Source organism: Prosthecomicrobium pneumaticum, from assembly GCF_014199915.1.
Lineage (GTDB): Bacteria > Pseudomonadota > Alphaproteobacteria > Rhizobiales > Kaistiaceae > Prosthecomicrobium > Prosthecomicrobium pneumaticum.
In genome coordinates, this window is sequence record NZ_JACHOO010000003.1 from 422335 (window position 1) to 447113 (window position 24779).

At 71.7% G+C, this 24779-nt stretch carries 25 protein-coding genes; 13 read left to right on the forward strand and 12 right to left on the reverse strand.

The annotated features are described in order from the left end of the window. Window positions 1–43 precede the first annotated feature (43 nt). The 4 genes from GGQ63_RS09115 (at window position 44) to GGQ63_RS09130 (ending at window position 5161) form a co-directional block, all read left to right on the forward strand. Window positions 44–1408 carry a glutamine synthetase family protein gene (locus tag GGQ63_RS09115; protein WP_183854893.1) on the forward strand — a complete coding sequence of 455 codons (1365 nt, stop codon included), beginning with the start codon at window positions 44–46 and terminating at the stop codon, window positions 1406–1408. Window positions 1409–1537: 129 nt separating this feature from the next. Further along, window positions 1538–2941: an aldehyde dehydrogenase family protein gene (locus GGQ63_RS09120; protein ID WP_183854895.1), complete on the forward strand. Its 1404-nt coding sequence runs from the start codon at window positions 1538–1540 to the stop codon at window positions 2939–2941. A 38-nt stretch (window positions 2942–2979) separates the two neighbouring features. Next, window positions 2980–4155: an iron-containing alcohol dehydrogenase gene (locus tag GGQ63_RS09125; RefSeq protein WP_183854897.1), complete on the forward strand. Its 1176-nt coding sequence runs from the start codon at window positions 2980–2982 to the stop codon at window positions 4153–4155. Between the two features lie 109 nt (window positions 4156–4264). Continuing rightward, window positions 4265–5161, forward strand: a complete 897-nt coding sequence (locus GGQ63_RS09130) for a metallophosphoesterase family protein (RefSeq protein WP_183854899.1) — start codon at window positions 4265–4267, stop codon at window positions 5159–5161. 19 nt (window positions 5162–5180) lie between these two features. Here the strand turns inward: GGQ63_RS09130 and GGQ63_RS09135 are convergent, their stop codons facing one another. Continuing rightward, window positions 5181–5786 carry a hypothetical protein gene (locus GGQ63_RS09135; protein ID WP_183854901.1) on the reverse strand — a complete coding sequence of 202 codons (606 nt, stop codon included), beginning with the start codon at window positions 5784–5786 and terminating at the stop codon, window positions 5181–5183. 120 nt (window positions 5787–5906) lie between these two features. On the opposite strand from GGQ63_RS09135, the gene GGQ63_RS09140 reads away from it, so the two are divergent. Together GGQ63_RS09140 and GGQ63_RS09145 are read left to right on the forward strand one after the other, a co-directional pair. Beyond that, window positions 5907–6383, forward strand: a complete 477-nt coding sequence (locus tag GGQ63_RS09140; RefSeq protein ID WP_183854903.1) for a YbaK/EbsC family protein — start codon at window positions 5907–5909, stop codon at window positions 6381–6383. A gap of 56 nt (window positions 6384–6439) precedes the next feature. Continuing rightward, entirely contained in the window at window positions 6440–8008 is a 1569-nt protein-coding gene (locus GGQ63_RS09145; RefSeq protein WP_183854905.1) for a peptide ABC transporter substrate-binding protein, read from the forward strand. Between the two features lie 108 nt (window positions 8009–8116). Here the strand turns inward: GGQ63_RS09145 and GGQ63_RS09150 are convergent, their stop codons facing one another. The 9 genes from GGQ63_RS09150 to GGQ63_RS09190 form a co-directional block, all read right to left on the reverse strand. Next, window positions 8117–8377 (reverse strand): glycine zipper domain-containing protein, encoded by a 261-nt coding sequence (locus tag GGQ63_RS09150; protein WP_183854907.1) that lies wholly within the window; start codon window positions 8375–8377, stop codon window positions 8117–8119. 132 nt (window positions 8378–8509) lie between these two features. Continuing rightward, window positions 8510–8725, reverse strand: coding sequence for a hypothetical protein (locus tag GGQ63_RS09155; RefSeq protein WP_183854910.1), 216 nt, complete (start codon window positions 8723–8725; stop codon window positions 8510–8512). A gap of 124 nt (window positions 8726–8849) precedes the next feature. After that, window positions 8850–9863 (reverse strand): aldo/keto reductase, encoded by a 1014-nt coding sequence (locus tag GGQ63_RS09160; RefSeq protein ID WP_183854912.1) that lies wholly within the window; start codon window positions 9861–9863, stop codon window positions 8850–8852. A gap of 113 nt (window positions 9864–9976) precedes the next feature. Then, window positions 9977–11089: a DUF1513 domain-containing protein gene (locus GGQ63_RS09165; protein WP_183854915.1), complete on the reverse strand. Its 1113-nt coding sequence runs from the start codon at window positions 11087–11089 to the stop codon at window positions 9977–9979. Further along, window positions 11079–12179 carry an imelysin family protein gene (locus tag GGQ63_RS09170; RefSeq protein WP_183854917.1) on the reverse strand — a complete coding sequence of 367 codons (1101 nt, stop codon included), beginning with the start codon at window positions 12177–12179 and terminating at the stop codon, window positions 11079–11081. The genes GGQ63_RS09165 and GGQ63_RS09170 overlap by 11 nt, the downstream gene beginning before the upstream one ends. Continuing rightward, window positions 12179–13399 carry a di-heme oxidoredictase family protein gene (locus GGQ63_RS09175; protein WP_183854919.1) on the reverse strand — a complete coding sequence of 407 codons (1221 nt, stop codon included), beginning with the start codon at window positions 13397–13399 and terminating at the stop codon, window positions 12179–12181. The genes GGQ63_RS09170 and GGQ63_RS09175 overlap by 1 nt, the downstream gene beginning before the upstream one ends. After that, window positions 13383–14837, reverse strand: a complete 1455-nt coding sequence (locus GGQ63_RS09180) for a multicopper oxidase domain-containing protein (RefSeq protein ID WP_183854922.1) — start codon at window positions 14835–14837, stop codon at window positions 13383–13385. The genes GGQ63_RS09175 and GGQ63_RS09180 overlap by 17 nt, the downstream gene beginning before the upstream one ends. Before the next feature lie 11 nt (window positions 14838–14848). Then, window positions 14849–16129 (reverse strand): imelysin family protein, encoded by a 1281-nt coding sequence (locus GGQ63_RS09185; protein WP_183854924.1) that lies wholly within the window; start codon window positions 16127–16129, stop codon window positions 14849–14851. A 29-nt stretch (window positions 16130–16158) separates the two neighbouring features. Next, on the reverse strand, window positions 16159–16659 hold the full coding sequence (locus GGQ63_RS09190) for a hypothetical protein (protein ID WP_183854926.1): 501 nt from the start codon (window positions 16657–16659) through the stop codon (window positions 16159–16161). Window positions 16660–17005: 346 nt separating this feature from the next. On the opposite strand from GGQ63_RS09190, the gene GGQ63_RS09195 reads away from it, so the two are divergent. The 4 genes from GGQ63_RS09195 to GGQ63_RS09210 are packed head-to-tail and all read left to right on the forward strand — an operon-like array spanning window position 17006 to window position 19985. Then, a complete protein-coding gene (locus tag GGQ63_RS09195) occupies window positions 17006–17347 on the forward strand; it encodes a hypothetical protein (RefSeq protein ID WP_183854928.1) in 342 nt (113 codons plus the stop codon). 1 nt (window position 17348) lies between these two features. Continuing rightward, a complete protein-coding gene (gene aztA, locus GGQ63_RS09200) occupies window positions 17349–18095 on the forward strand; it encodes a zinc ABC transporter ATP-binding protein AztA (RefSeq protein ID WP_183854931.1) in 747 nt (248 codons plus the stop codon). Beyond that, complete coding sequence (locus GGQ63_RS09205; RefSeq protein WP_183854933.1) at window positions 18092–18964, forward strand: metal ABC transporter permease; 873 nt, start codon at window positions 18092–18094, stop codon at window positions 18962–18964. The genes aztA and GGQ63_RS09205 overlap by 4 nt, the downstream gene beginning before the upstream one ends. 25 nt (window positions 18965–18989) lie before the next feature. Further along, window positions 18990–19985, forward strand: coding sequence for a metal ABC transporter substrate-binding protein (locus GGQ63_RS09210; RefSeq protein ID WP_183854935.1), 996 nt, complete (start codon window positions 18990–18992; stop codon window positions 19983–19985). Between the two features lie 158 nt (window positions 19986–20143). Here the strand turns inward: GGQ63_RS09210 and GGQ63_RS09215 are convergent, their stop codons facing one another. Beyond that, on the reverse strand, window positions 20144–21070 hold the full coding sequence (locus GGQ63_RS09215; protein WP_183854937.1) for a sugar kinase: 927 nt from the start codon (window positions 21068–21070) through the stop codon (window positions 20144–20146). Between the two features lie 98 nt (window positions 21071–21168). On the opposite strand from GGQ63_RS09215, the gene GGQ63_RS09220 reads away from it, so the two are divergent. The 3 genes from GGQ63_RS09220 to GGQ63_RS09230 all read left to right on the forward strand — a co-directional run bounded on the left by GGQ63_RS09220 (window position 21169) and on the right by GGQ63_RS09230 (window position 22688). Next, complete coding sequence (locus GGQ63_RS09220; protein ID WP_183854939.1) at window positions 21169–21630, forward strand: NUDIX domain-containing protein; 462 nt, start codon at window positions 21169–21171, stop codon at window positions 21628–21630. Window positions 21631–21835: 205 nt separating this feature from the next. Next, window positions 21836–22333, forward strand: coding sequence for a GNAT family N-acetyltransferase (locus GGQ63_RS09225; RefSeq protein ID WP_183854941.1), 498 nt, complete (start codon window positions 21836–21838; stop codon window positions 22331–22333). A gap of 52 nt (window positions 22334–22385) precedes the next feature. Continuing rightward, entirely contained in the window at window positions 22386–22688 is a 303-nt protein-coding gene (locus GGQ63_RS09230) for a hypothetical protein (RefSeq protein WP_183854943.1), read from the forward strand. Between the two features lie 7 nt (window positions 22689–22695). On the opposite strand, the gene GGQ63_RS09235 is transcribed toward GGQ63_RS09230, so the two are convergent. After that, the gene (locus GGQ63_RS09235; RefSeq protein ID WP_183854945.1) at window positions 22696–24777 is read right to left on the reverse strand and encodes a hypothetical protein; all 2082 of its coding nucleotides are present in this window, start codon (window positions 24775–24777) and stop codon (window positions 22696–22698) included. Window positions 24778–24779 lie beyond the last annotated feature (2 nt).

Consider the following 24779-nt stretch of genomic DNA (forward strand, 5'->3'; position numbering starts at 1 on the left):
GGAAGCCCGCCCGGCACGAACCAGGCGGCACGGGGAGTGACCCATGAAGGGTGGTCTGACGCTCGAGGATCTGGCCCGCGCCGTCGACGGCGGTGCGATCGACACCGTCGTGGTGTGCTTTCCCGACATGCAGGGCCGGCTGGTCGGCAAGCGCTTCACCGGGCGCTTCTTCCTCGACGGCGCGCTCGAGGAGACGCACGCCTGCAACTACCTGCTGACCGTCGACATCGACATGGAGCCGGTGCCGGGCTATGCGGCGGCGAGCTGGGCGAAAGGCTATGGCGATTTCGTGCTGAAGCCCGATCTCGCCACCCTGCGCCGCGTGCCGTGGCTCGAGGGCACCGCGCTCGTCCTCGCCGATGTCTGCGACCATCACGGCGAGGAATTGCCGCACGCGCCGCGCACGGTCCTCAAGCGGCAGCTGAAGCGGCTCGCCGAACGCGGCATGAAGGCCTATTTCGCCTCGGAGCTCGAATTCTACGCCTTCGACGAGACCTATGAATCGGCCGACGCCAAGCATTGGCGGCAGCTGAAGACGATGGGCACCTATATCGAGGACTACAACGTCTTCCAGACGACGAAGAACGAGCCGCTGCTCAGGGCGATGCGCAACGGCCTCGCCGCCGCCGGCATTCCGGTCGAGAACTCGAAGGGCGAGTGGGGGCCCGGCCAGGAAGAGCTGAACGTGCGCTATGCCGAGGCGCTCGACATGGCCGACCGGCACGTCTTCATCAAGAATGCGATGAAGGAGATCGCCCATCTGCAGGGCCGCGCGATCACCTTCATGGCGAAATGGCGCTACGACCTCGCCGGCTCGTCCTGCCACATCCATTCCTCGCTGTGGGATGAGGCGGGCGAGACGGCGCTCTTCCGCGATGCGGCCGATCCGGACGGCATGTCGGCGCTGATGCGCGCCTATCTCGCGGGCCAGCTCGCACTCTCCTCCGATCTCACCCTCTTCCTCGCGCCCTACATCAATTCCTACAAGCGCTTCCAGGCCGGCACGTTCGCCCCCACCAAGGCGATCTGGTCGATGGACAACCGCACCGCCGGCTATCGCGTCGTCGGCGAGGGCAAGGCGATCCGCACCGAATGCCGGATCGGCGGCGCCGATCTGAACCCTTATCTCGCCTTCGCGGCGCTGCTCGCGGCGGGGTTGCACGGCATCGAAGGGGCGCTGCCGCTCGAGCCGGCCTTCGTCGGCGACGCCTATGGCGGCGCGGCGCTCAAGGAGATCCCGAAGACGCTGCGCGACGCGATCGCCGCGCTCGATGCCTCCGCCCCGCTGCGCGCCGCGCTCGGCGACGATGTCGTCGACCATTATCTGCACACCGCCCGCTGGGAGCAGTTCGAATATGACCGCCGCATCACCGATTGGGAGCTGCAGCGCGGCTTCGAACGGTATTGACGGACGCCCTGTGTCGATCGGGGAGAAGGTGCGAAACCGTTGCGCCACCGGGACGCCGGTGGCACTCCCCGCCTCATTCTCGACATCGCGCGCCGGCCATGTCCGCGCTCGCCTGCTGAAAGGGAGATCATGAACGCGCCCGTGCTCCGAATCGTCACGCCGGTCGACGGCTCCGTCTATGCCGAGCGGCCGCTCGCCGGCCCCGCCGAGGCGATCGCCACGCTCGAACGGGCCCGTGCCGCGCAGCGCGACTGGCGCTCCGTGCCGCTCGCCGAGCGGCTCGTCGTCGCAACCGCCTTCGTCGATGCCATGCTCGCGGAGAAGGAGAAGGTGGGCGAGCTGATCACCTGGCAGATGGGCCGGCCCGCCCGCTATGCGCAGGGCGAGATGCGCGGCTTCGAGGAGCGCGCCCGCTACATGATCGCGATCGCGGAAGAAGCGCTCGCCGATGTCGTGCCGAGCCCGCGCGAGGGCTTCAGGCGCTATCTGAAGCGCGAGCCGCTCGGCGTCTGCCTCAACCTGCCGGCCTGGAACTATCCCTATATGACGGCCCTCAATGCCGTCCTGCCCGCCGTCATCGCCGGCAATGCGGTGGTGATGAAGCATTCGAGCCAGACCGCGCTGGTCGGCGAGCATTTCGCGTCGGCTTTCGCCAGAGCCGGTCTGCCGGACGGGGTGTTCCAGTATCTCCACATGGACCACGCCACCACCGAGACGGCGATCGCCTCCGGCCTCGTCGATCAGGTCGGCTTCACCGGCTCCGTCGCCGGCGGGCGGGCGGTGATGGCCGCGGTCGCCCGCGCGCCGAACTTCCCCGCGACGACGCTCGAGCTCGGCGGCAAGGATCCCGCCTATGTCCGCGCCGACGCCGACCTTGCCTATGCGATCGAGAACATCGTCGACGGCGGCTTCTTCAATTCCGGCCAGTGCTGCTGCGCCATGGAGCGGGTCTATGTCGACGCCGCGGTCTATGACGATTTCGTCGCCGGCGTTGTCGAGACGGTCTACGGCTACCGGCTCGGCGATCCGACCGACCCGGAGACCACGCTCGGGCCGCTGGTGCGCGCCTCGGCGGCGGATTTCGTCCGCGACCAGGTCGAGGAGGCCGTGCGCGCGGGCGCGACGCCGCTGATCGACGCGGCCCGCTTCCCGCAGGCGAGGGCGGGCACGCCCTATCTGGCACCGCAGGTGCTCGTCGGGGTCGATCATTCGATGCGGCTGATGACCGAGGAGACCTTCGGCCCGGCGCTCGGTATCATGAAGGTCCATTCGGACGAGGAGGCGGTCCGGCTGATGAACGACAGCCCCTATGGCCTGACCGCGGCGATATGGACCGAGGATGTCGCGGCGGCGGAGCGGATCGGCGATGCGATCGAGACCGGCACGGTGTTCATGAACCGCTGCGACTATGTCGATCCGGGCCTTGCCTGGACCGGGGTGAAGCAGACCGGGCGCGGCGCCTCGCTGTCGCGCGTCGGCTACGAGCACCTCACCCGGCCGAAGAGCTTTCACCTCAAGACGAGCACCGTCTGACGGCGGCGGCGCCGAAGACGGAGAGAACAGGACCGATCATGCTCGACCGCTATCCTTCCCTGACCGCCAACTGGTCCTACCCGACCGCCGTCCGTTTCGGCCCGGGGCGCATCGCGATGCTGCCGGAGGCACTCGCGAGCGCCGGCATCGCGAAGCCGCTCTTCGTCACCGATCCGGGCCTCGCCGCCCTGCCGATCGTCGGGAAGGCGCTCGCCATCCTCGCCGGCTCAGGCGTCGCGACGGCGGTGTTCTCGAAGGTCGACGGCAATCCGACGCTCGCCAATCTCGAGGACGGGCTCGCCGCCTATCGCGCCGGCGGCCATGACGGCGTGATCGCCTTCGGCGGCGGCTCCGCTATGGATGTCGGCAAGACGATCGCCTTCATGAGCGGCCAGACCCGGCCGGTCTGGGACTTCGAGGATCGCGAGGACTGGTGGACGCGCGCCGATCCCGCCGGCATCGCGCCGATCGTCGCCGTGCCGACGACGGCCGGCACGGGCTCCGAGGTCGGCCGCGCCGCGGTGATCACCGATCCGGCCGACCATACGAAGAAGATCATCTTCCATCCGCTGATGCTGCCGAAAGTGGTCATTTCCGACCCCGAGCTGATGCTCGACCTGCCGGCGAAGATCACCGCCTGGACCGGCATGGACGCGCTCTCCCATGCGCTCGAGGCCTATTCGAGCCCGTTCTTCCATCCGATGAGCCAGGGCATCGCGCTCGAGGCGATGCGCCTCGTCAAGGAATGGCTGCCGGTCGCGGTGAAGGACGGCCGCGCGGTCGAGGCGCGCGCCTTCATGCTCGTCGCCTCCTCGATGGGCGCGGTCGCCTTCCAGAAGGGGCTCGGCGCGATGCACGCGATGAGCCATCCCTGTTCGAGCCTGCGGGGCACGCATCACGGGCTCACCAACGCGGTGGTGATGCCCTATGTGCTCGCCTTCAATGCGCCGGCGATCGGCGACAAGCTTTCCGCGCTCGCCCGCTATCTCGACCTGCCGGGCTCCGGAGCGCCGGCCGTGATCGACTGGGTGCTGCGGCTGCGCTCCGATCTCGGCATCCCCTCGACGCTGAAGGAGATCGGCGTCGATCTCGACGTTCTGCCCGAGGCGGCGCGGATGGCGGAGCACGATCCCTCGACCGGCGGCAATCCGGTCGCGGTGACGGCGAAGGACTACGAAATCCTTTTCCGCGACGCGATCGAGGGCCGGCTCTGATCGGGCCGGGCGGGCCGGATCGGCCTGCCCAATCTTTCCGCAGCGGGGGCGTCGCGCCGCGCCGCCTTCCGCTTTACCGCGCCGGCCCGGTCGGCTAACCCCGTCGCCGATGTTCCAGCTCGCCCATCTCTCGGACCCGCATCTCGGGCCGCTGCCGAAGCCGAAGACCCTCGAACTCGCCTCCAAGCGCTTCTTCGGCTACGTCAACTGGCAGCGCAACCGCATCAAGGCGCTCGCCGGCCCGATCCTCGCCGACCTGATCGAGGACATGCGCGGTCAGGCGCCCGACCATGTCGCCGTGACCGGCGATCTCGTCAACATCGCGCTGCCTCAGGAGATCGCTGCCGCCGCCCTCTGGCTCGAGGCGCTCGGTCCGCCGCATCACGTGAGCGTGGTGCCGGGCAATCACGACGCCTATGTGCCGGGCGCCCTCAAGGCGGCCTGTCGCGCCTGGCGGCCCTATCTGCTCGGAGACGAGGGCGCGCTGCACGAGCGCGTCACCTTCCCCTTCGTGCGCCGCCGGGGACCCGTGGGGCTCGTCTGCCTTTCGACCGCGCAGGCCTCCGCGCCGCTGATGGCGACCGGCACGGTGCCGCCGACCGAGCTCGATCTCGCGGGGGAAGCGCTCGCCCGGCTGCGCGCCGAAGGCCTGTTCCGCGTCGTGCTGATCCATCATCCGCCCTTCAAGGACGCCACCGCCTGGCACAAGCGCCTGATCGGCTCGGGCCGGGTGCGGGCGATGCTGCGGCAGCACGGCGCCGAGCTGGTCCTGCACGGCCATACCCATCTCGACACCTTCGTGCGCATCGACGGGCCGGACGGGCCGATCCCCGTCGTCGGCGTGCCCTCCGCATCCAATGCGCCGGGCGGCGAGAAGCCGGCGGCGCGCTACAATCTGTTCCGGATCGAGGGGGAGCCGGGTGCCTGGCGCTGCCTGCAGGTCGAGCGCGGCTATGGCGACGAGGGCGCCGCTATCGGCACGGTGCGCGAGCGGCGGGTCGCGTGAGGCGCGGGTTCAGGTGGCCTCAGACCCGCATCCAGGCATAGGCGAAGAGGCCGAGAATGCCGATCAGCGCACCGCCGAGAAAGGCCGCCAGGAGGGCCGCGGTCGCCGCCCGCGGCGCGGGCGCCGGGGCGGGCTGCGTGGCGTGCAGGTCGAGCGTGCGGCGCGGCTTCGGCGCTTCCTCGGCCCGGGCGATCCGCTTGACCAGCCAGTCGCCCTCGATCGCCCGTTCGCGCTCGATCACCCGCTCGGCGATGTATTGCGTCACGCAGTCGGCCATGTCGTCGAGATGGGCGGTCTCGAGGATCACGGTACGGCCGAGCCGCGTGTCCTTGACGAAGCGATAGGTGCGCCGGTCGCGCGCCATCATCACGAAGCTCGTCACGTCGATCCACAGGCGCGGCTGCATGCCCTGCGCCATCTCGAACAGGAACTGCTCGTCCTCGGCCGGCACCTCGGCGAACACGCCGCGCAACTCGTCGGCCAGCATGTCGAGCCGGGCCCGCTCGGTCTCGCGCAATTCGACCACCACGTCGCTGCGCTCGGTCTCGGCGACGCGGACCTTGCGGATCGCCTCGTTGAGCTTGCGGACATTCGAGGGTCCGGCGCGGTCCGGCGTCTCCGTCATGGAAATCTCCTTCGGGCGGCGACAGAGCGAAGATTTGCATTTCGTTTATCAAATTCCGATGCAACATGCACCCCTGCCGGACCATGGGCCGGCGTCACTCCCCAATCCGGAGGCCGGCCGATGAGCGAGAAGAGCGATGCCCTCGGGCGGGTGCGCAAGGCCGCCGAGGCGCTCGGCCTCGTCGTCGAACCCGTCGTCATGCCGGCCGAGACGCGCTCGGCCGAGGATGCGGCGCGCGCTTGCGGCTGCGTCGTCGGCCGGATCGTCAAATCGCTCGTCTTCCGCGGTGCCGAGAGCGGCCGGCCGGTGCTTCTGCTCGTCTCCGGCGCCAACCGGGTCGACGAGAAGGTCGCTTCCGCTCTGCTCGGGGAGCCGATCGTCCGGCCCGACGCCGCCTTCGTGCGGGCCGAGACGGGCTTTGCGATCGGCGGCATCCCGCCCTTCGGTCACTCCCGTGCCTTGCCGACCTTCATCGATCGCGACCTTCTCACCCATCAGACGGTCTGGGCGGCGGCCGGCACGCCGAAGGCCGTCTTCGAAGTCGACCCGTGCCGCCTCGCCGCGGCGACGGGGGCGGCGATCGTCGCGATGGTCTGATCTCGGTTCGCGACGCCCTCCGGCCCGACACCCGCCCCCGTCAGGAGTTGCCCTCCATGCGTTCCGCCGCGTTCCTCGCCCTCGTCGCCGCGCTCGCCATGGCGACGCCGGCCCTCGCCGCGGAGGAGGGACCGCTCATCCGCCGCGGCGTGACGGCGGAGCCCGCGACATTCGACCCCCAGAAAGCGTCGAGTTTCGTCGAGACGGCCATCCTGTCCGATCTGTTCGAAGGCCTGACGACGTTCGACGCGCTCGGCCGCGCCGTTCCGGGCGCCGCCTCGGAATGGACGGTCTCGCCCGACGGGCTCACCTACACTTTCACGCTCCGCGATGGCCTGCGATGGTCGAACAATGACCGGCTGCAGGCGGCCGATTTCGTCGCCGGCTTCAGACGGCTGTTCGCAGCGGATACGGATTCGGCCGGGGCCGGTCCGCTCCTCGTCATCCGCAATGCCGATGCGGTGCGGCGCGGCACGGCGAAGCCCGATACGCTCGGCGTCACGGCGCTGGACGAGACGACGCTCGAAATCGTGCTCGAGCGGCCGACGCCCACCCTGCCGATGCGGCTCGCCGCGCCGGCGGCGATGCCGGTCGATGCCGCGGCCCTGAAGAAGCTCGGCGCGGCCTCCTGGGAGCCGGGCAAGCTCGTCTCGAACGGCCCGTTCCGCCTCGCCGGAAAGGGCAAGGACGGCGCGCTCCAGCTCGTCCGCAATCCGCGCTATCGGGCGGCGGACACGGTCGGGCCGCGCGGCGTGACCTATCGGTTCTTCGAGACCGGCGAGGCCTGCGGCGAGGCCTTCGCGGCGGGGGAGGTCGAGCTCTGCGCCGATGCGCCCGTCGAGGATTTCGCCGCGACCCGCGCGCGCTTCGGCGCGGCGCTCCGCGTCTCGCCCTATCTCGGCACCTATTACTACGCCTTCGACACGCGTCGGCCGCCCCTCTCGGATGTGCGGGTGAGGCGGGCCCTGTCGCTCGCGATCGACCGGCCGGCGCTCGCCGCCGATGTCTGGCAGGGAGGCATGCTGCCGGCCGAGGATTTCCTGCCGCCCGGCCTCGCGCCCGGTTCCGGACCCGAGGCTCCGATCGCCGCGCGGCGCCAGCGGGCCCGTACTCTGCTCGCCGCCGCGGGCTTCGGCCCGGGGAAGCCGCTCGCCGTCACCATCCGCGTCGGTACCGGCAAGGCGCACGAGGAGACGGCGGCCGCCGTAGCGGCGCAATGGCGCACGATCGGCGTCGACGCGAAGGTCGAGAGCGAGGCGAACCGCCGCCATTTCGAACGGCTCGCCGCGGGCGAGCCTTATGAGGTGGCGCGGACCGGCTGGATCGCCGCGGAACCGGACGGCGTCGCGATGCTCGATGCGCTGCGGCCCGATGACGAAGCGGTCAACGTCAGCCACTGGAAGAGCACGGCCTTCCGCCAGCTGCTCGGCCTTGCCGCGCGGACCGGCGATCCGCAGCAGCGGGCGCAGCGGATCCGCCGGGCCGCCGAAGCCGTGGCAAACGAGGCGCCGGTGATTCCGCTCCTGCGCTACTCCGCGCTCGCGCTCGTCGCGCCGCAGCTCGAGGGCTGGCACGCGACCCTCACCGACCTCCACCCCTCGCGTTATCTCCGGCTGGCGCCATAGACCGGAGTGGCCGGTGCGCCCGCACACGACGGCCTGCGCAGCGTCGGGCCCGCCCAAAAGAAAACGGCCGGTGCGAGGCACCGGCCGTTTTCCAAAGTCTCCCGGCGCTCAGCGGCAGCGGGTGTAAACGCGCTCGCCGTAGCGATTGCGGTAGTAGCAGCGGCCGGTCGAGTCGGCGATGATGGCGCCCGCGACGGCACCCACGCCCGCGCCGACCAGCGCGCCACCGGTGCTGCCGGTCGCGACCGCACCGACGGCCGCGCCCGTGGCACCACCGATCAGCGCGCCGTCTCCGGTGCGCGAGCCGGTGCAGCCGGCGAGCAGGCCACCGGCGACGAGAGCAGCCGCGACGATTGCGAACTTCTTCATCATTCCCTCCTGTGAGGCCCCCCTGGGGCTCCTAACCGCGATCGCCTGAGGCGACGTGCCGACAACACGGCTCTGCGGATTAGGTTCCCCGCCCGTTCGGTGCACCTGCAGAGCGCAGGCGATTTCCGTCGATCAGTGCGCCGTTGCGGCGCCGATCGCCGCGCCGGCCGCCGCACCGACGCCGCCGCCGATCAGCGCGCCGCCGACATTGCCGGAGACCGCGGCGCCGACGACGGTGCCCGAGATGCCGCCGATCAGCGCGCCGGCCGCGGCGCGATCCTTCTGCGCCGTGCTGCAGCCCGCGACACCGAGCGCGAGCACACCCACAACGACGATGTTCTTCAGCATGGGATTTCCCTCCGTCCCCAGATAGCCGGGGGAGGCGATGCGCCTCCTGGCGGAGAGAATAGTGCGGCGGCCTCGGGGCGGAAAGAGGGCGCTGTGAAGGCGATCACAGCGCCCGCTCGGGGGCTCAGGCGGCGGGAACGGGGGCCGCCGCGTCGACGAGGCCTTCGGCCTTGAGATCCGACCACAGGCCGACGGGCACCGGCGTGTTCCACCAGCCGAGCACCTGCTCGAACTCGGCGACGGTGCGCGGCCCCGGGATGATGCTCGTGACGAGCGGGTGGGCGAGCGGGAAGGCGAGCGCCGCCGCCGGCAGCGGCACGTTGTGCGCGTCGCAGACGCGGCCGAGCGCCTTCGCCCGGTCGAGCACCGCCTGCGGCGCGCGGGAATAGTTCCAGCTGTCGCGGCCGACCAGCACGCCGGAGTTGAACGGGCCGCCGACGATGATCGTCATGCCCATCTTCTCGGCCGCGGGGAAGAGCGTGTGGAGCGGATCCTGCTCGAGGAGCGTGTAGCGCCCGGCGAGCAGCGAGATGTCCCACTCTCCGTGCTTGAGCGCCTCCGCGATCACTTCCCATTCGTTGACGCCGAGGCCGATCGCCTTGACGGCGCCCGACGAACGCAGCTCGGCCATCGCCTTGTAGCCGCCGTCCATGGCGATCTTGAAATGGCGGGCGTTCCCTTCCTCGCCATGGGTGACCGGGCCGATGTCGTGCATCAGCAGCACGTCGATGTGGTCGAGCCCGAGACGGTGCAGGCTCGCCTCGAAGGACCGCATGATGCCGTCATAGGAATAGTCGTAGACCGGGTCGAAGGGCAGCGGCTCCTTCCACTGGCCGTTCGGGTCCCAGGGCGTGTGGCGCGGAACGAGCACGCGGCCGGCCTTGGTCGAGAGCAGCCAGCCCTCCTTGCCGCGCAGCACGTCGCCGACGACGCGCTCCGCCTTGCCGTGGCCGTAGAAGGGCGCGGTGTCGACATAGCGGATGCCGGCCGACCAGGCCGCCTCGACGATGCCGCGCGCCTCGGCCTCGGGAATCGCTTCCGGGGCGCCGCCGAGGGTCGCGGTGCCGAGGCCGAAGGACGGCAGCATGAAGCCGGTACGGCCGACCTGGCGCATTTCAATGGACGTCGCTTCGGGCATCGTCGCCTCCCTCCCGCCGGGCGGGTTGTTCTGTCTGTCATGGAACGTCGCCCGGACGGGCGACGGCGCAGACCCTATCGCCAGCCCGGCGAGCCTGACAAGCCGGGCCGGCGTCAGACGCGCTGCATGTGATTGTCGAATTTCACCGGAGCGCGCCCGGCGTCGACATCCTCGGCCGCGTCGATCCGCAGCAATGCGCCGCCGCCCGACGAGGCGAGGAAGGCGCTTGCCGTCGCCCCGGCGACGCCGCAGCCATCGGCGAGCGGCGCCGCGCGGAGATAGGTGCCGGTCGCCGCGTCGAAGAGGAGGATCGCCCCGCCGCGCGGCGCCGAGGCCGCGATCAGCCGTCCGTCGCGGCTCGCGGCGAGCCCACCGATATAGTTGCGGGCGCCGACGAGATCCTCGTCCGCCATCGGCAGCAGCGTCGCGGCGCCGGATGGGTCGAGCCGGCCGACGAGCAGCGGCGGCTCGTAGGGGTCGCCCTCCCACTGGCAGCCGAACCACAGCGCACCCTCGGCATCGTGCACCGCATGACGGATCGAGAGCCGCTGCAGCGACCGGTCGAGCCGGGTCTGATGGACGAGATCGCCGGTTTCCCGGTCGATCCGCACCAGCGACGAGTTCATCGCCTCGAGATCGATCTTTTCGCGGCCGTAGTCCGGGTGGGTGACGATGCCGCCATTCGCCACGACGAGCGTGCGGCCATCGGGGGCGAGGATGACCTCGTGCGCGTCGACGCCGTGCGTGGCGAACTCGCCGAGCCGGGCGAAGCCGCCCGAGGCGTCGTAGACGGCGACGACGCCGCGCGCCCCGCCGCCGGAAAAATCGTTCTCCGTCGCGTAGAGCAGCCTTCCGTCCGGCGAGAAGACGCCGTGGCCGAAGAAGTGCCGTTCGGCGGGCGGCACGATCACGGAGACCGGCGCGTGCGCCGCGAGGTCGATGACGACCGCGAAACGGCCGGGACGGCGGGCGAACACGACGACGCGGCGGCGTTCGGGGTCGATCGCCACGTCGTGCGCCCGTGCCTCGAGCGGGATGGTGGCGAGGATCGTCCCGTCCTCGGAGACCAGAAGGGCGGCGTAGGCGTCGGGGCCGACCGCCGCGGCGGTGACGAACACCGCGCCGCCCTCGGCCTTCACCGCGGCCTGCGCGAAACGGGCCGGCGCGACGAGGCCGGCGAGCGCACCGGCGCCGAGGCCGAGCAGGCGGCGGCGGTCAATCGCCATCGAGCGCATTGAACCCCGGCGAGAGACCCGCCGCCCCTGCGAACTGCACCTGATAGAGTTCCTCGAGCCCCTTGAGCACCACGCGGGCGTATTCGAGCTTGCCGCGTGCCTTCGGCTCGGTCAGCGCCGTATCGAGCGCCGGCGCCGTCTCGAACACCTCGACGACATTGCCGGTTTCGAAATGCGCTGCGTTCGGCAGCGTCTTCCAGGCCGGCGGGGCGAGGCCGAGCAGGCCGGATTGCTGCGCCAGCCGGTCGATCGCCGCGGTCGAGGCGGCGAGATAGGCGAGCGTCGCGCCCGAGCGGCCATAGGGCGCACGGGACGGCTTGGCGGATGCGGCGTCGGCGCCGAGCGCCGGGGTGAGCCGCTGGTCGCGCACCTGTTCGAGGCCGAGCAGGACCGCCTTCAGGATCTCGGTCACCGGCTCGAGCGGATCGCGATAGACCCGGTTGTCCGGCCCCGGCGCGGTCATCACGGCGGCGAAGCCGTCCGGTCCCTGCCAGCCGGCGACGGCCTCGGCGGCGATCGTCTCGAGATTGCCGGCGACGGCGACCGCGAGATCGCAGCGGAAACGCGCCTTCGGCTCCGTCCCGCCGATCGGTCCGTCGCCCGCGAAGAGCAGGCCTTCGAGCGCCGGCAGGCCCTGCACGGCCGCGCTCTGGCGGGCGAGCGCGCCGGGCGCGAGCAGCGCCGGATCGGGATCGGCGAGCATGCGGCGGAGCTGCCGCGTGCCGGTGCCGTGCGGGTCGGGCCAGAAGGCGAAGCGCTCCAGCCGGCCGTTCTCCGCCATCGGTCCGAAGCGCAGGAAGTCGACGGCCGCCCAGGCGGCGAGAAGGTCGCGGAAGGTCGCCGCGAAGACCGCGGGCTGGTCGGCCGAGGGTGCGGTGCATTCCGCGCCGATCGTCCGCGCCGCCTCCTTCGCCGCCGCGTCGAGCGCCGCATAGCCGGGCAGGATGTAGCCGTCGACGGCCCGCGCCGCGACCGCGCGCAGCGCCGCCGCGTCGGGCGGCGGGGGCGGCGGTCCGCCCTCCTGCGCGCGCGCCGGCAGGGCGGCGAGGACGAGGACGGCGGCAAGGGCGAGACGGCGCATCACAGGCCCTCCACGAAGCGGGCGAGCGCGGCGCGGTCGGCCGCGGAGAGGTCTAGATAGCGCGAACGGGCCGCTTCGGCTTCGCCGCCATGGGCGCGGATTGCCGCATCGGCGTCGGCCGCCCGACCGTCGTGCAGCAGACGGCCACCGCCGGCGAGACGCGCCGAGAGGGCGATGAGCGGGGCCGTGCGCCATTCCGCGGCGGCGGCGCCCGGTTCGCCTACGCCGTCATTGAGACCAGCGCCGAGGTGGTGGAGCAGGAGGTCGGAGTAGATGAGAACCGGACCGTCCTTCGACGGCATCGCCGGCACGTGACAGGCGCTGCAGCCGGTCGACGCGAAGAGCGCCGCGCCGGCCGCGTCCGGCCTCGGCGCGGGTGGCTTCAGCCCGGCGACATAGGCCGAGACGAGGCGCAGCATCTCGGCCGAGATCTCCCGCCCGTCGAAGGCGGCGCTCTCCCCGGTCGGGGCGGCGAGGCAATCGGGCTCGGCCGCCGTGCAGTCGCCGTGCGGCAGCGGCGCGCGGGGGCTCGACAGGCCCATGTCGAAGGCGAAGGCGTCGGCGATCTGTCCGTCGAGATCGGCGAAGGCCGCCTTCCAGCCGAACCGGCCGGCGCGGCCGTCGGCGGTCTCGCGTACCCGGCCGGCGATGCCGTCGCCGTCGCGGTCGTGCGGGTCGGCATGGGCGCGGATCGCCGCCTCGTCGACCGCGGCGATCGCCGCTGCGGTGCGCAGCGAGGGCGCCTGCCGCAGCCCGACATGGATCGCCGGCGCGAGAGGCCCGCGCGCCGGCTCGAAATCGACCGCGATCGGGCCGGCGCCATCGGCCGTCAGCGTCACGCGGCCTTCCGAGCGGACACCCTGCACGGCGCGCGGCTGGATCTGCCGGCCATAGACCGGATCGGTCGCGCCATTGCCGTCGCCGAGCCGCAGGATGAAGCCGCGCATATGCGTCGCGCCGTTCGGCCCGGCGACGAGACGCGCCGCCTCGGCCGGCCCCGAATGGCAGGCGGCGCAGCTCCGTTCGGCGAAGAGCGGGCCGAGCCCGTCGGCGGCATCCGTCGAGGCGGGGGCGGCGACCCAGTTGCGCTCGAACAGCGCCTTGCCGAGCGCATGCTCGAGCCCGTCCGCGGCGGCGGGGACGGCGGCGAGGGCGAGGAGGAGGGCGGCGAGCCGGCCCGCGGAATTGCGCCGGCGGCCGGCCTCAGGCGACCCGGACATAGCCCATCATGCCGGTCTCCTGATGCTCGATGATGTGGCAGTGGAACATCCAGGCGCCGGGATTGTCGGCGACGAAGGCGACGTCGAGCCGCTCCTTGGGCAGGAGGAGCACGGTGTCGGCGATGTGCGGCGGCAGGCTGCGCTTGTTGGAGCCGAGCACGGTGAAGGAATGGCCGTGAATGTGGATCGGGTGCATGCGCGGCGTGACGTTCTGCAGTTCGAAGCGGTAGGTGCGGCCGCGCTCGAGCAGGGCGAGCGGCGGCGGCAGGCGGGTGTGGCCGTCGGCCGGCCAGGCCTGCTTGTTGATCGCCCAGAACGAGCCGGCGGAGAGGCAGAGCGAGCCGAGCGGCGGACCGTCCGGATCGTCGGCGAGCGCGGCCACCGCGGCGCCCGTCGCGGTCGCCGAGAAGACGAAGGGCAGCCGCTCGGCGCCCTCGAGCACGGGCGGCGCGATCGCGGCCCGGCGGAGCGGCGCGGGGTCGAAAGCGCCCGTCCGCCGGTCCGGCCCGCCCGCTACCAGCCGGGCGAGCGGCACGGGGGCGGCCGAGAAATAATCGACGAGCGTCGCCGCACCGCCATCCCGCGGGGTGCGGACGACGAGATCGGCCCGCATCGCCGGGCCCATCCGCCAGGAGCGCAAGGGGAAGGGCGGGCAGGCGAGGCCGTCGATCGCCACCACGGCGGCTTCGGCGCCCTCGATGCCGATCTCGACGATCCGGGTGGGGTCGATGTTCAGCACCCGCAGCCGCACATCGGCGGAGGCCGGAACGGCGATGTCCGGGTCGGCGGCGCCGTTGACGCTGCGGATCGTGCCGAAGCTGCCCGCCTTGCCGGCGCCCTCGGGCGTCAGGAAGGGCAGGAAGGAGCCGTCGTCGGCGATCCGCCAGTCGCGCAGCGCGACGATCTCGTCGGCGTCATAGGGCTCCGTCTCGTCGCCCTCGACGATCAGGATGCCGGCGAGGCCGCGGCCGAGCTGTTCGACCGTGTTGCAATGGGTGTGGAAGAAGAAGGTGCCGGTGTCGGGCGGCACGAAGGAATAGCTGTGGTCGCCGCCCGGTTCGATCGGCTGCTGGGTCAGGTAGGGGACGCCGTCCTGGTCGTTCGGCAGGCGGATGCCGTGCCAGTGGATCGAGATGTGCTCACCGGGCCGGGTGAGCCGGTTCGAGACATGGGCGACGAGGCGCTCGCCGCGCCGCAGCCGGATCACCGAATCCTCCGGCCGCGGCCCGAAGGTCCACAGCGGCAGGGATCGGCCGGGCAGGCAGGGCAGGGTGCCGGGCCGTTCGGCGGCGACGAGGGTGCGCTCGACGATACGCTCGGCGACCGGAGCAACGGGCGGCGGCAGCTCCGCCGGCGCCGCCGGCGCGGGCCGGCCGAAGGCGGCCGCCCCGCCGAGAGCGGCCGCCGCGCCGAGCAGCGCGCGGCGGGTGAGGCTCACAATGCCCGTCGTTACGGCGCGCCGACGGCGGCCGGATTGTCGAGGCTGTCGGAGCCCTCGACGGTGATCTCGACACCGAGCGAGGCGACCACCGCCTCGATGGCGCGGGTCTGCCCGACCAGACCGTCGATGACGTCCTCGACCACCTTGTTGCCCTCCGGATTGTCGGGTCCGATCATCTGATCATAGGCCTCGACGCCGGAATCGGCACGGTCCTTCATGACCTGCGCCTTGGCGAGGGTGGCGGCGATCGCCGCGTCGACGCGCTTCGCCGCCGCCTCGTCCTTCGCCGCGGCATAGGCGGCGATCGACGGCCCTTCGAGCACCGTGCCGTCGGCGCGGGTGTATTTGCCGTGCCAGATCTCCGACATGCCGACGATGTCGTAATAGTGGCTGTTGTGGGTGTTGTCGGAGAAGCAGTCGTGCTCCTCCTCGGGATCGTGCAGCAGGAGACCGAGCTTCATGCGCTCGCCGCCGAGCTCGCCATAGGAGAGCGAGCCGAGGCCGGTCAGGATCGTGGCGATGCCGCCGTCCTCGCCCTTCTCGGCGAGCTGCGCGCGCGCCGCGCCGTCCTTCTGCCAATTGCCGACCATCTCCTCGAGATCGGCGACGAGGAGGTCGGTCGCCGCCTTCAGATAGGCGCCGCGGCGGTCGCAATTGCCGTTCGTGCAGTTCGCCGTGTCGTAATCGGTATAGGGCCGGTTGCCGGCGCCCGGCCCGGTGCCGTTGAGATCCTGGCCCCAGAGCAGGAATTCGATGGCGTGATAGCCGATCGCGACATTGCTCTCGACGTCCTGTGCCTCCTGCAGCCGGTCGCGGATGAGCGCGACGTCGATCGTCGAGGCGTCGACCGTGTCGGGGCCGATCTGCAGCGTTTTCGACGCGATGACGTTCGCCGCATAGAGCGGATTCTCGTCCGAGGCGTCGCCATAGCTCGCCGTGTCGACATAATCGATCAGGCCTTCGTCGAGCGGCCAGGCGTTCACCCGGCCCTCCCAATCGTCGACGATCGCATTGCCGAACCGGAAACCCTCGGTCTGCTGATAGGCGGGGCGGGCGTCGATCCAGGCCTTGCGGGCGGCGGCGAGCGTCGCTTCCGAAGGCGTGGCGATCAGCGCGCCGACCGCGGCGTCGAGCGTCTTCGCCCCGGCGAGCGCGTCGCTGTACATGGCGAGCGCGATGTCGCCATACTGCGTCACGACCTCCGAGGCGGTGGGGCCGGCGGCGAAAGCGGGCGTCGCCGCAGTGAGGGCCGCGACGGCCGCGGCGGCGAGAAGGCGGGTGCGGGTCATCGGACTCTCCAGGCGGTCGGTAGAAGGCATCAATGGAAGCGTTCGCGGCCGGGCCGGCTGGCGATGTCGCCGATCACGGCGGCCGGAACGGGGATGAGGAAATGGCCGCTCTCGGCGAGCGCCGCGGCGAAGTCTTTCGCCGCTGCGCGGACCGCGGCGACGCCCTCCGGCCGGACGAGGCCGGCGAGGGCGGCCTCGAGGCTCGCCGCATCGCGGCTCTGGCAGGCGGCGATCATCGAGACGGCGAAGCACTCGTCGCGGCAGAGCCGCGGGCAGCCGAAGGTCGAGAGCGTCGCCGGCCGGTCCATGTGGCTGCGCAGCGCGCCGATCCAGCGGGCGAGCGCGGCGACGATGCGCGGGCTGTCGGACGCGCCGATCTCCTCGACATAGAGCTCGGCGGCGAGTTCCCAGCAGGTCGCCGATTCGCGGTCATAGCCGGTCATGAAACGGCGGAAGCCCTCGATCACGAGCTTTTCCGGCCCGCGGTCGAGATAACGGCAGGCCATGCCGCAGGCACGCTGCGCCGTCATCGGACGATCCCGCCGCGGCAGGGAGAAACAACAGGGCTCATCGGTGGCTCCGCTCGGCGAGGTTCAAGGTCCCGCCGTCCAAATCCGGCCGTCCAGGAGCGCGGTGCCACCGCGCATCGCGTCACTCTTCGGTTCTGCCGACCCTTGAGTCAAGCCGCCGGCTGCACCTTGAAATTATTCTATTTCAAGGGCTTACCGCTATGTCCTTCGACTTCTCCGCTTTTCGGCGGAACCGGGACCCCGGACGGCCGCGGCCGAATGTCCGGGCCGCCGGTCATGGCGCATTCCCGGCTTGCACTCTTCGAAATGATATAACATAACACCGGCAACGAAGACGGAGCGGCCGATGCCGGGCGGACCAGAACAGAACGAGCGGGACCGGCGGGGCGGCGGGACGGCAGGGCAGGGCGTACACCTCCATGCCGAAACACACACTCATGCCCATGCCCATGCCCATGCCCATGTTCACGCCCACGGCCCGGCCGGGCGCTCCGCGCAGGCGGGTGCGGCGGCGCATGCGCATGCCGGCTCGCAGGATGCCGCGCACGTCCTGTCGGGACCGGGCGCCGCGGCGGCACGCGAACGGCCCGGCCTTTCGGCCTTCGCGGCCTCGGCGCTCGATCGCATGGCGGTGGCCGCGGTGCTCGTCGGCCTCGTCTGGATCGCCATTCTCTGGGCGGTGGGCTGAGATGAACGAGGCGCCATCCATCCGGCTCGACAATGTCACGCTCGCCTACCGGCGGCATCCGGCCGTGCATCATCTCTCGGGGACCTTCCGGCCCGGCTCGTTCACGGCGATCGTCGGGCCGAACGGCGCCGGCAAGTCGACGCTCCTGAAGGGTATCACCGGCGAGATCCGTGTCGAGGACGGCCGCATCGAGCTCGCCGGCATCGACCGGCGCGACGTCGCCTATCTCCCGCAGGCGAGCGAACTCGACCGCTCGTTCCCGATCACCGTCGCCGATCTGGTCGCGACCGGGTTGTGGCGCCGCGTCGGCGCCTTCCGCCGGATCGGCCGGGAGGGCCGGGCCGAGGCCGAGGCGGCGATCGCCGCGGTGGGCCTGTCGGGCTTCGAGGGGCGGGCGATCGGCACGCTGTCGGGCGGCCAGATGCAGCGCGCGCTGTTCGCCCGCATGCTGGTGCAGGACGCGCGGCTGCTGCTGCTCGACGAACCCTTCACCGCGATCGACGCGAAGACGACGGCGGACCTTCTGGCGCTCGTCCACCGCTGGCACGGCGAGGGCCGCACCCTCGTCGCGGTCCTGCACGATTTCGATCTCGTCCGCGCCCATATCCCGGAGACGCTGCTGATCGCCCGCGAGCCGGTCGCCTGGGGGCCGACCGCCGAGGCGCTGTCGCCCGACAATCTCGTCCGCGCCCGTGCCATGCACGAGGCCTTCATGGACGACGCCCTCGCCTGCGGGAGGGCGGCATGAGCCTTCCGGATCTCCTCTTCGGCCCCTTCGTCGAGTTCGGCTTCATGCGGCGGGCGCTCGCCGGGTGTCTCGCCCTCGCGCTCTCCGGCGCGCCGATCGGCACCTTCCTGATCCTGCGGCGGATGAGCCTGATGGGCGACGTGATGGCGCACGCCATCCTGCCGGGCGCGGCGATCGGCTTCCTGCTCTCCGGCTTCTCGCTCGTCGCGATGACGATCGGCGGCACGATCGCCGGGCTCGCCGTCGCGCTCGGTGCCGGCGTGATCGCCCGGGCGACGCCGCTGCGCGAGGATGCGAGCCTCGCCGCCTTCTATCTCGTCTCGCTGGCGCTCGGCGTCGCCATCGTCTCGACGCGCGGCTCGAATGTCGACCTGCTGCACGTGCTGTTCGGCAATGTGCTCGCGCTCGACGACGCGGCGCTCTATCTCGTCGGGGGGATCGCGACGGTCACGCTCCTCTCGGTCGCCGCCGTCTATCGCGCGCTCGTCGTCGAGTGTTTCAACCCGGCCTTTCTGCGCGCGGTCGGCGGGGGCGGCGGCATCGTCCACCTCCTCTTCCTGACGCTCGTCGTGCTCAATCTCGTCGGCGGCTTCAACGCGCTCGGCACGCTGATGGTGGTCGGGCTGATCGTCCTGCCGGCGGCGGCCGCGACCTTCTGGGCCGAGTCCATCGCCGGCCGGATCGCCGCTTCGGCACTGCTCGGCCTCGCCGCCTCCTATGCCGGCCTCGTCGTTTCCTACCATGCCGGCCTGCCCGCCTCGCCCTCGATCATCCTCGTCGCCGGCGGGCTCTACGTCCTGTCGATCCTCTTCGGCCGCTTCGGAGGGCTCGTCCCCCGCGCCCTCCGTCTGCGGCATCTCGAAGCCTGAAGTCCTCCAGAACAAGGATTCTGCCATGCTGAAGACGGCATTCCGGCGGTCTCTCCTCGCCGCCGCGCTCGTGCTCACGCCGCTCGCCGCGCAGGCGGCCGAGAAGCCGAAAGTGGTGGCGAGCTTCTCGATCCTCGGCGATCTCGTGCACCAGATCGCCGGCGACGACGTCGACCTCACCGTGCTCGTCGGCCCCGACGGCGACGCGCACACCTATGAGCCGACGCCTGCGGATGCGAAGGCGCTCGGCGCGGCCGATGTGGTGGTGGTCAACGGCCTCGGTCTCGAGGGTTTCATGCCGCGCCTCCTCTCGGCCTCGGGCTTCAAGGGCCGCGAGATCGTCGCCTCGGAAGGCGTGACGCCGCGCCTCTTCACCCCCGAGGAGGCGGCGCACGAAGAGGCCGAGGAAGCCGAGGCGGGCCACGACCACGCGGATCACGATCATGACCATGATCACGACGCCGCGCATGCCGGCCACGATCACGGCCCGCAGGATCCGCACGCCTGGCAGAGCCTCTCGAACGGCGTGATCTACGCCCGCAACATCCTCGCCGGCCTGTCGGCCGCCGATCCCGACCATGCCGCCGAGTACAAGACGCGGGCGGACGCGCTGATCGCGACGATGGAGACGCTCGACAAGACGCTGAAGGCCGAGTTCGCGGCGATCCCTGAGGAGCGCCGCCGGATCGTCACCTCGCACGACGCCTTCGGCTATTTCGGCCAGGCCTATGGCATCGAATTCATCGCCCCGCAGGGCATGAGCACGGAATCGGAGGCCTCCGCCGCCGATGTCGCGGCGATCGTCCGGCAGATCCGCGACGAGCACATTTCGGCTCTGTTCGTCGAGAACATCACCGATCCGCGGCTGATCGAGCAGATCGCCCGCGAGACCGGGCTGAAGGCCGGCGGCGAGCTGTTCTCCGACGCGCTGTCGCCGCCCTCGGGCCCGGCGGCAACCTATATCGCGATGTTCGAGAACAATTCGAAGAAACTCCTCGCCGCGCTCGCCGCGACGAACTGAGAGCGACGGGACGGTCCGGCAACGGGCCGTCCCGCCTGCCCCGAGCAAACGTCGCCCCGGCCTCCGTGCCCGGGGCGTTTCCGACCGGGGCGACCGGCGAACCCTCTCCGGCCGTCATCCCCGCGAAGGCGGGATCCATGCACCATGAGACATCGCGCTTACGAAGAGCCCCGCGCGAGCGCGGCGAGCACCCATTCGCGCCGCGGCATCGGCGCCACCGCGCCATAGCCCTCGGTCGACAGGCCGGCGGCGGCATTGGCGTAGCGGGCCGCGGCGAAGGGGTCGCCGCCCGCCAGATACTCCGCCATGAAGGCGCCGTCGAAGGTGTCGCCGGCGCCGGTCGCATCGAGCGGCTTCACCCGGATCGCCGGCACCGTCTCGCGCCGCCTGGCGGTCGCGACGAGCGCGCCGTCCGGCCCCATCGTCACGATGGCGATCGAGGGGCCGAGGCGCAGGTAGAAATCGACGATCTCCTCCGGCCGCTCGAGCCCGGTCAGATCGCGCGCATCCTCGATCGAGGTCTTGACGATGGTCGACATCGCCACCGCCGCGTGGATCGTCGCCCGTGCCCGGTCGATCGGCCAGAGCCGCAGCCGCAGATTGGTGTCGTAGAACACGCCGACCCCGGCGCTCCGCGCGACGCGGAGCGCGGCGAAGACGAGATCGGCGGCGCCCGACGAAATCGCCTGGCTGATGCCCGAGGTGTGCAGCATCTTCGCGCCGCGGATATAGGCCTCGGGCAGATCGGCCGGGCCGAGCCGGCTCGCCGCCGACCCGGCGCGGCGATAGGAGAAGACGTGGCCGCTCTCGTCGTGGCTGACGAAATAGAGGCCGGTATAGGCGCCGCCGTCGCGCTTCACCGTCGAGGTGTCGATGCCCTCGCGCGCCCAGAGATCGAGGAAGGACTGGCCGAACGGATCGGCGCCGACCGCCGTGAAATAGCCGACCGAGGCGCCCTGGCGGGCGGCCGCGATGGCGCAGTTCGAGGTGTCGCCGCCATGGCCGGGCAGGAAGGCCTCGGAGCCCTTCGCCTGGTTGAGCTCGAAGAGCGGCTCGCCGATCGAGACGATGTCGGGCTGCGCCATGCCGATTCCTCCGTTGAGGCCCCTTCATGGCCGGCCCGCCGCCGCGCTTCAAGTGTCGCGGGGCTGATCGGCGCGGCGGGACGCGCTAGCATGCCGCCATGCGGCGACTCATCCGGCCCCTCGTCCTCGTCCATGCCCGGCTCACCCGGGCGATGACGCTCGGCGTGCGCGCCGCCGCCTTCGACGCGGACGGCCGCGTCTTCCTGGTGCGCCATTCCTATGTGCCGGGCTGGTACATGCCGGGCGGCGGCGTCGAGCCGGGCGAGAGCGCGGCGACCGCGCTCGACCGCGAGCTCGCCGAGGAGGGCGGCATCGTCCGCTCGCAGCCGGCGGAGCTGTTCGGCTTCTACTGGAACCGCCGCGAAGGGCGGGCGCGCGACCATGTCGCGCTCTATGTCTGCCGCGCCGTGCGGATCGAGCGGCCGCCGGCGATCCCCAACCGCGAGATCGTCGAGGCCGGCTTCTTCTCCCCCGACGCCCTGCCGCCCGACACGACGGCCGCGACGCGCCGCCGGCTCGACGAGGTGCTCACCGGGGCGCCGCGTTCCGACGTCTGGTGAGCGTGCTTTACGGCGCCCCCGCCGCGTGATAATTGCGCCGCCGGTCTTCAGCCTGGAACGGACGCATGGCGCGCCGGCTTGATCTGCGACGACGACGGGAAGGTCGTGACGAGACGTCACGCGCCGTCCTTCTCGCGTTCGCACCGGCCGGCGTCTGAGGCGCATGTCGGCGGCGCACGCCCGCTCAGCCGACAGAAGCGCCATCATGATCCAGCACCCCTACAATATCCTCGCCGAGCGGCCGGTCGACGCCGCCGCGATCGACAGCCTGCACGAGCTCGCCTTCGGGCCGGGCCGCTTCGCCCGCGCCGCCTCGATCCTGCGCGAGGGGACCGCGCACGACGCGGCGCTCTCCTTCGTCGCGCTCGCCGGCGAGCGGATGATCGGCTCGGTCCGGCTGACGCCGATCCGCATCGGCGGACGGCCGGCGCTGCTGCTCGGGCCGCTCGCCGTGGTGCCGGAGTGGAAGGGGCGCGGCGCCGGCAAGGCGCTGATGCGGACTGCCGTCGCCGCGGCGGCCGCCGCCGGTCATCAGGTCATCCTGCTCGTCGGCGACGAGCCCTATTACGGGCCGTTCGGCTTCCGGCCGCTCGCGCCCTACCGGATCACCCTGCCGGCGCCCGCCGACCCGGCCCGCGTGCTCGTCTGCGGCCTCGTCGAAGGTGCTCTCGACGGGCTGTCCGGCATGGCGACCCGCGCTTAGCCGGAGCAGCGTTTTCCCTGCTGCCGCGTTGGGCGCGGCGAGGAGAAGGCGGATGGCGCGGAACGACGCAAGGCGGCTGAACGAGGAGCTCGACGGGCTGATCGAGGGCCTTCCCGCATGGATCGGCCGGCCGGTGCGGGCCCTGCGCGATCCATCCTGGCGGCTCGTTCGGCTCCCCGTCGCGATCCTGCTGATCGCGGCGGGGTTCGTCGGCTTCCTGCCGGTGCTCGGCTTCTGGATGATCCCGCTCGGCCTGATCCTCATTGCCCAGGACGTGCCGTTCCTGCAGCGGCCGATTCTTGCCGCCCTGCTCTGGGCGAAGCGGCAATGGCGACGCTGGCGCGGCGAGGGCTGAAGGCCGGCTACCGGCCCTCGCGATACCAGGTTGCGGCCACCGCGCCGATGAGGAGGGCGAGGCCGAGGAAGCCCGAGAACAGCGGCAGCCGGTCCACGCCCTTCAGAACCGACGCCTCGGTCGTGCGGATGCCGATCCAGCCGGAGCCGGCCATGGCACGGCCGTCGCCGCGCACCGGGACCACCCTCGGCGTATCGAGCGTGCCCTCCGGCGCCATCCGGGCGAGGCCGCCGCCGGTCGCCTCGACCGCGGGGGCGAGCTTGTCCGCCGTCGAGCGGACCTCGGTGAATTCGCGCGGATCGGCGGGGCCGACATGCACGAAGGCGCGGCGCTCGCCATCCTCGGCGCGCCACAGGCCGATCTCGTCGGCCGTCACGTCCGCCCGGAAGAGGCCGGGGCCTGCCGGCGCGAGCGTCAGCGTGCGGGTGGCGCCGGACGGCGCGCGCAGCGTCACCGGCCCCACCGCGTCCTGCATGGTCTGCCGCTCGACGGTGAGCCGGTCGCCGGCCGCCCGCGCCCGCAGCGCCTCCTCCTCGAGATCGGGCTCCTTCATCAGCCAGTGCGCCAGCCGGCGCAGCAGGTCGACATGCGGGCCGCCGCCCTCGAAGCCGCGCGCCCACAGCCAGGCGTGATCCGACAGGAGGAGGGCGACACGGCCGGCACCGACCCGGTTGAGCACGAGGAGGGGATCGTTCTCCGCACCCGACATCACCACTTCGCCGGCCGGCCGCTCGACCTCGACCTGCCGGAACCAGCGGCTCCAGCGCGGCGGGTCGGCGTCGCCGCCCTCGAGACCGCGGGTCACCGGATGGCGGCGGCCGACATCGGTGACGCGGGGCGAGAACGGCTCTTCGAGGATCCGGCCGGTCGGCGCCGCCGGCAGGACGACCGAGAGCGGCGTGTCGTAGAGGCTGCCGTCCTCGGCATAGTCCGGCCCCGAGGCGACCAGCACGGCGCCGCCGTCGCGCACATAGCGGGCGATGTTGTCGAAGTAGAGGATCGGCAGCACGCCGCGCTGTGCATAGCGGTCGAAGATGATCAGGTCGAACTGGTCGATCTTCACCGAGAACAGCTCGCGCGTCGGGAAGGCGATCAGCGACAATTCGTTGATCGGCGTGCCGTCCTGCTTCTCCGGCGGGCGCAGGATGGTGAAATGGACGAGATCGACCGAGGCGTCGGACTTCAGGAGATTGCGCCAGATCCGCTCGCCGGCGTGCGGCTCGCCCGAAACGAGAAGCACGCGCAGATTCTCGCGGATGCCCTCGATCGTCACGGCGGCGCGGTTGTTGACCGGGGTCAGCTCGCCCTCGAGCGGCGCGGCCTCGAATTCGAGGATGTTCGGTCCGCCATGGGCGATGTCGACGGTGAGCCGGTTGGCCTCGCCGGCGGTCACGGTCGCGGCGGCGAAGGGCTCGCCGTCGCGCATCACGGTCACGGCGACGCGGGCGCCGGGCGGCGCGCCGTCGTCGAGCACGGCGTATTCGATCGTCTGCGCCTCGCCCACGATGCCGAAGCGCGGCGCCTCGCGGATGACGATCCGCCGGTCGGTCTCGTCGCCCCGGCCCGACAGGAGCACGTGCAGCGGCGCCCCGCCGAACAGCGCGCCGGAGGGCGCCTGCGGCACGTCGTGCACCTGGCCGTCGGTCAGCATGACGACGGCGCCGATCCGCTCGGGCGGCACATCGGCGAGGGCGGCGCGCGCCGCCTCGAAGAGCTCCGTACCATCGGTCATGGCGCCGTCCGCACGCCGGCCGGCCGGCACGACGCGCAGCTCGATATCGCGCAGGTCGCCGAAGCGCGCGGCGAGCGCGTCGCGCATCTGCGCCGTCACGGCTTCCCGCCCGTCGAGCCCCTGGCTCGGGCTCTCGTCGGTGATCACCGCGACGATGGTCGACAGGGGCGCGCGGTCCTCGCGCAGCAGCGACGGCCCGGCGAGCGCGAGGGCGAGGGCGCCGAGGGCGACCCCGCGCAGCACGCCGCCCCGCTGCCGCCGCGAGAGGGCGAGGCCGAACAGCGCCGCCGCGACGAGGGCGAGCGCCGCGACGAGCCAGAGCGGCACGAGGGGCGAGAAGGCGATCGACCAGGTCATCC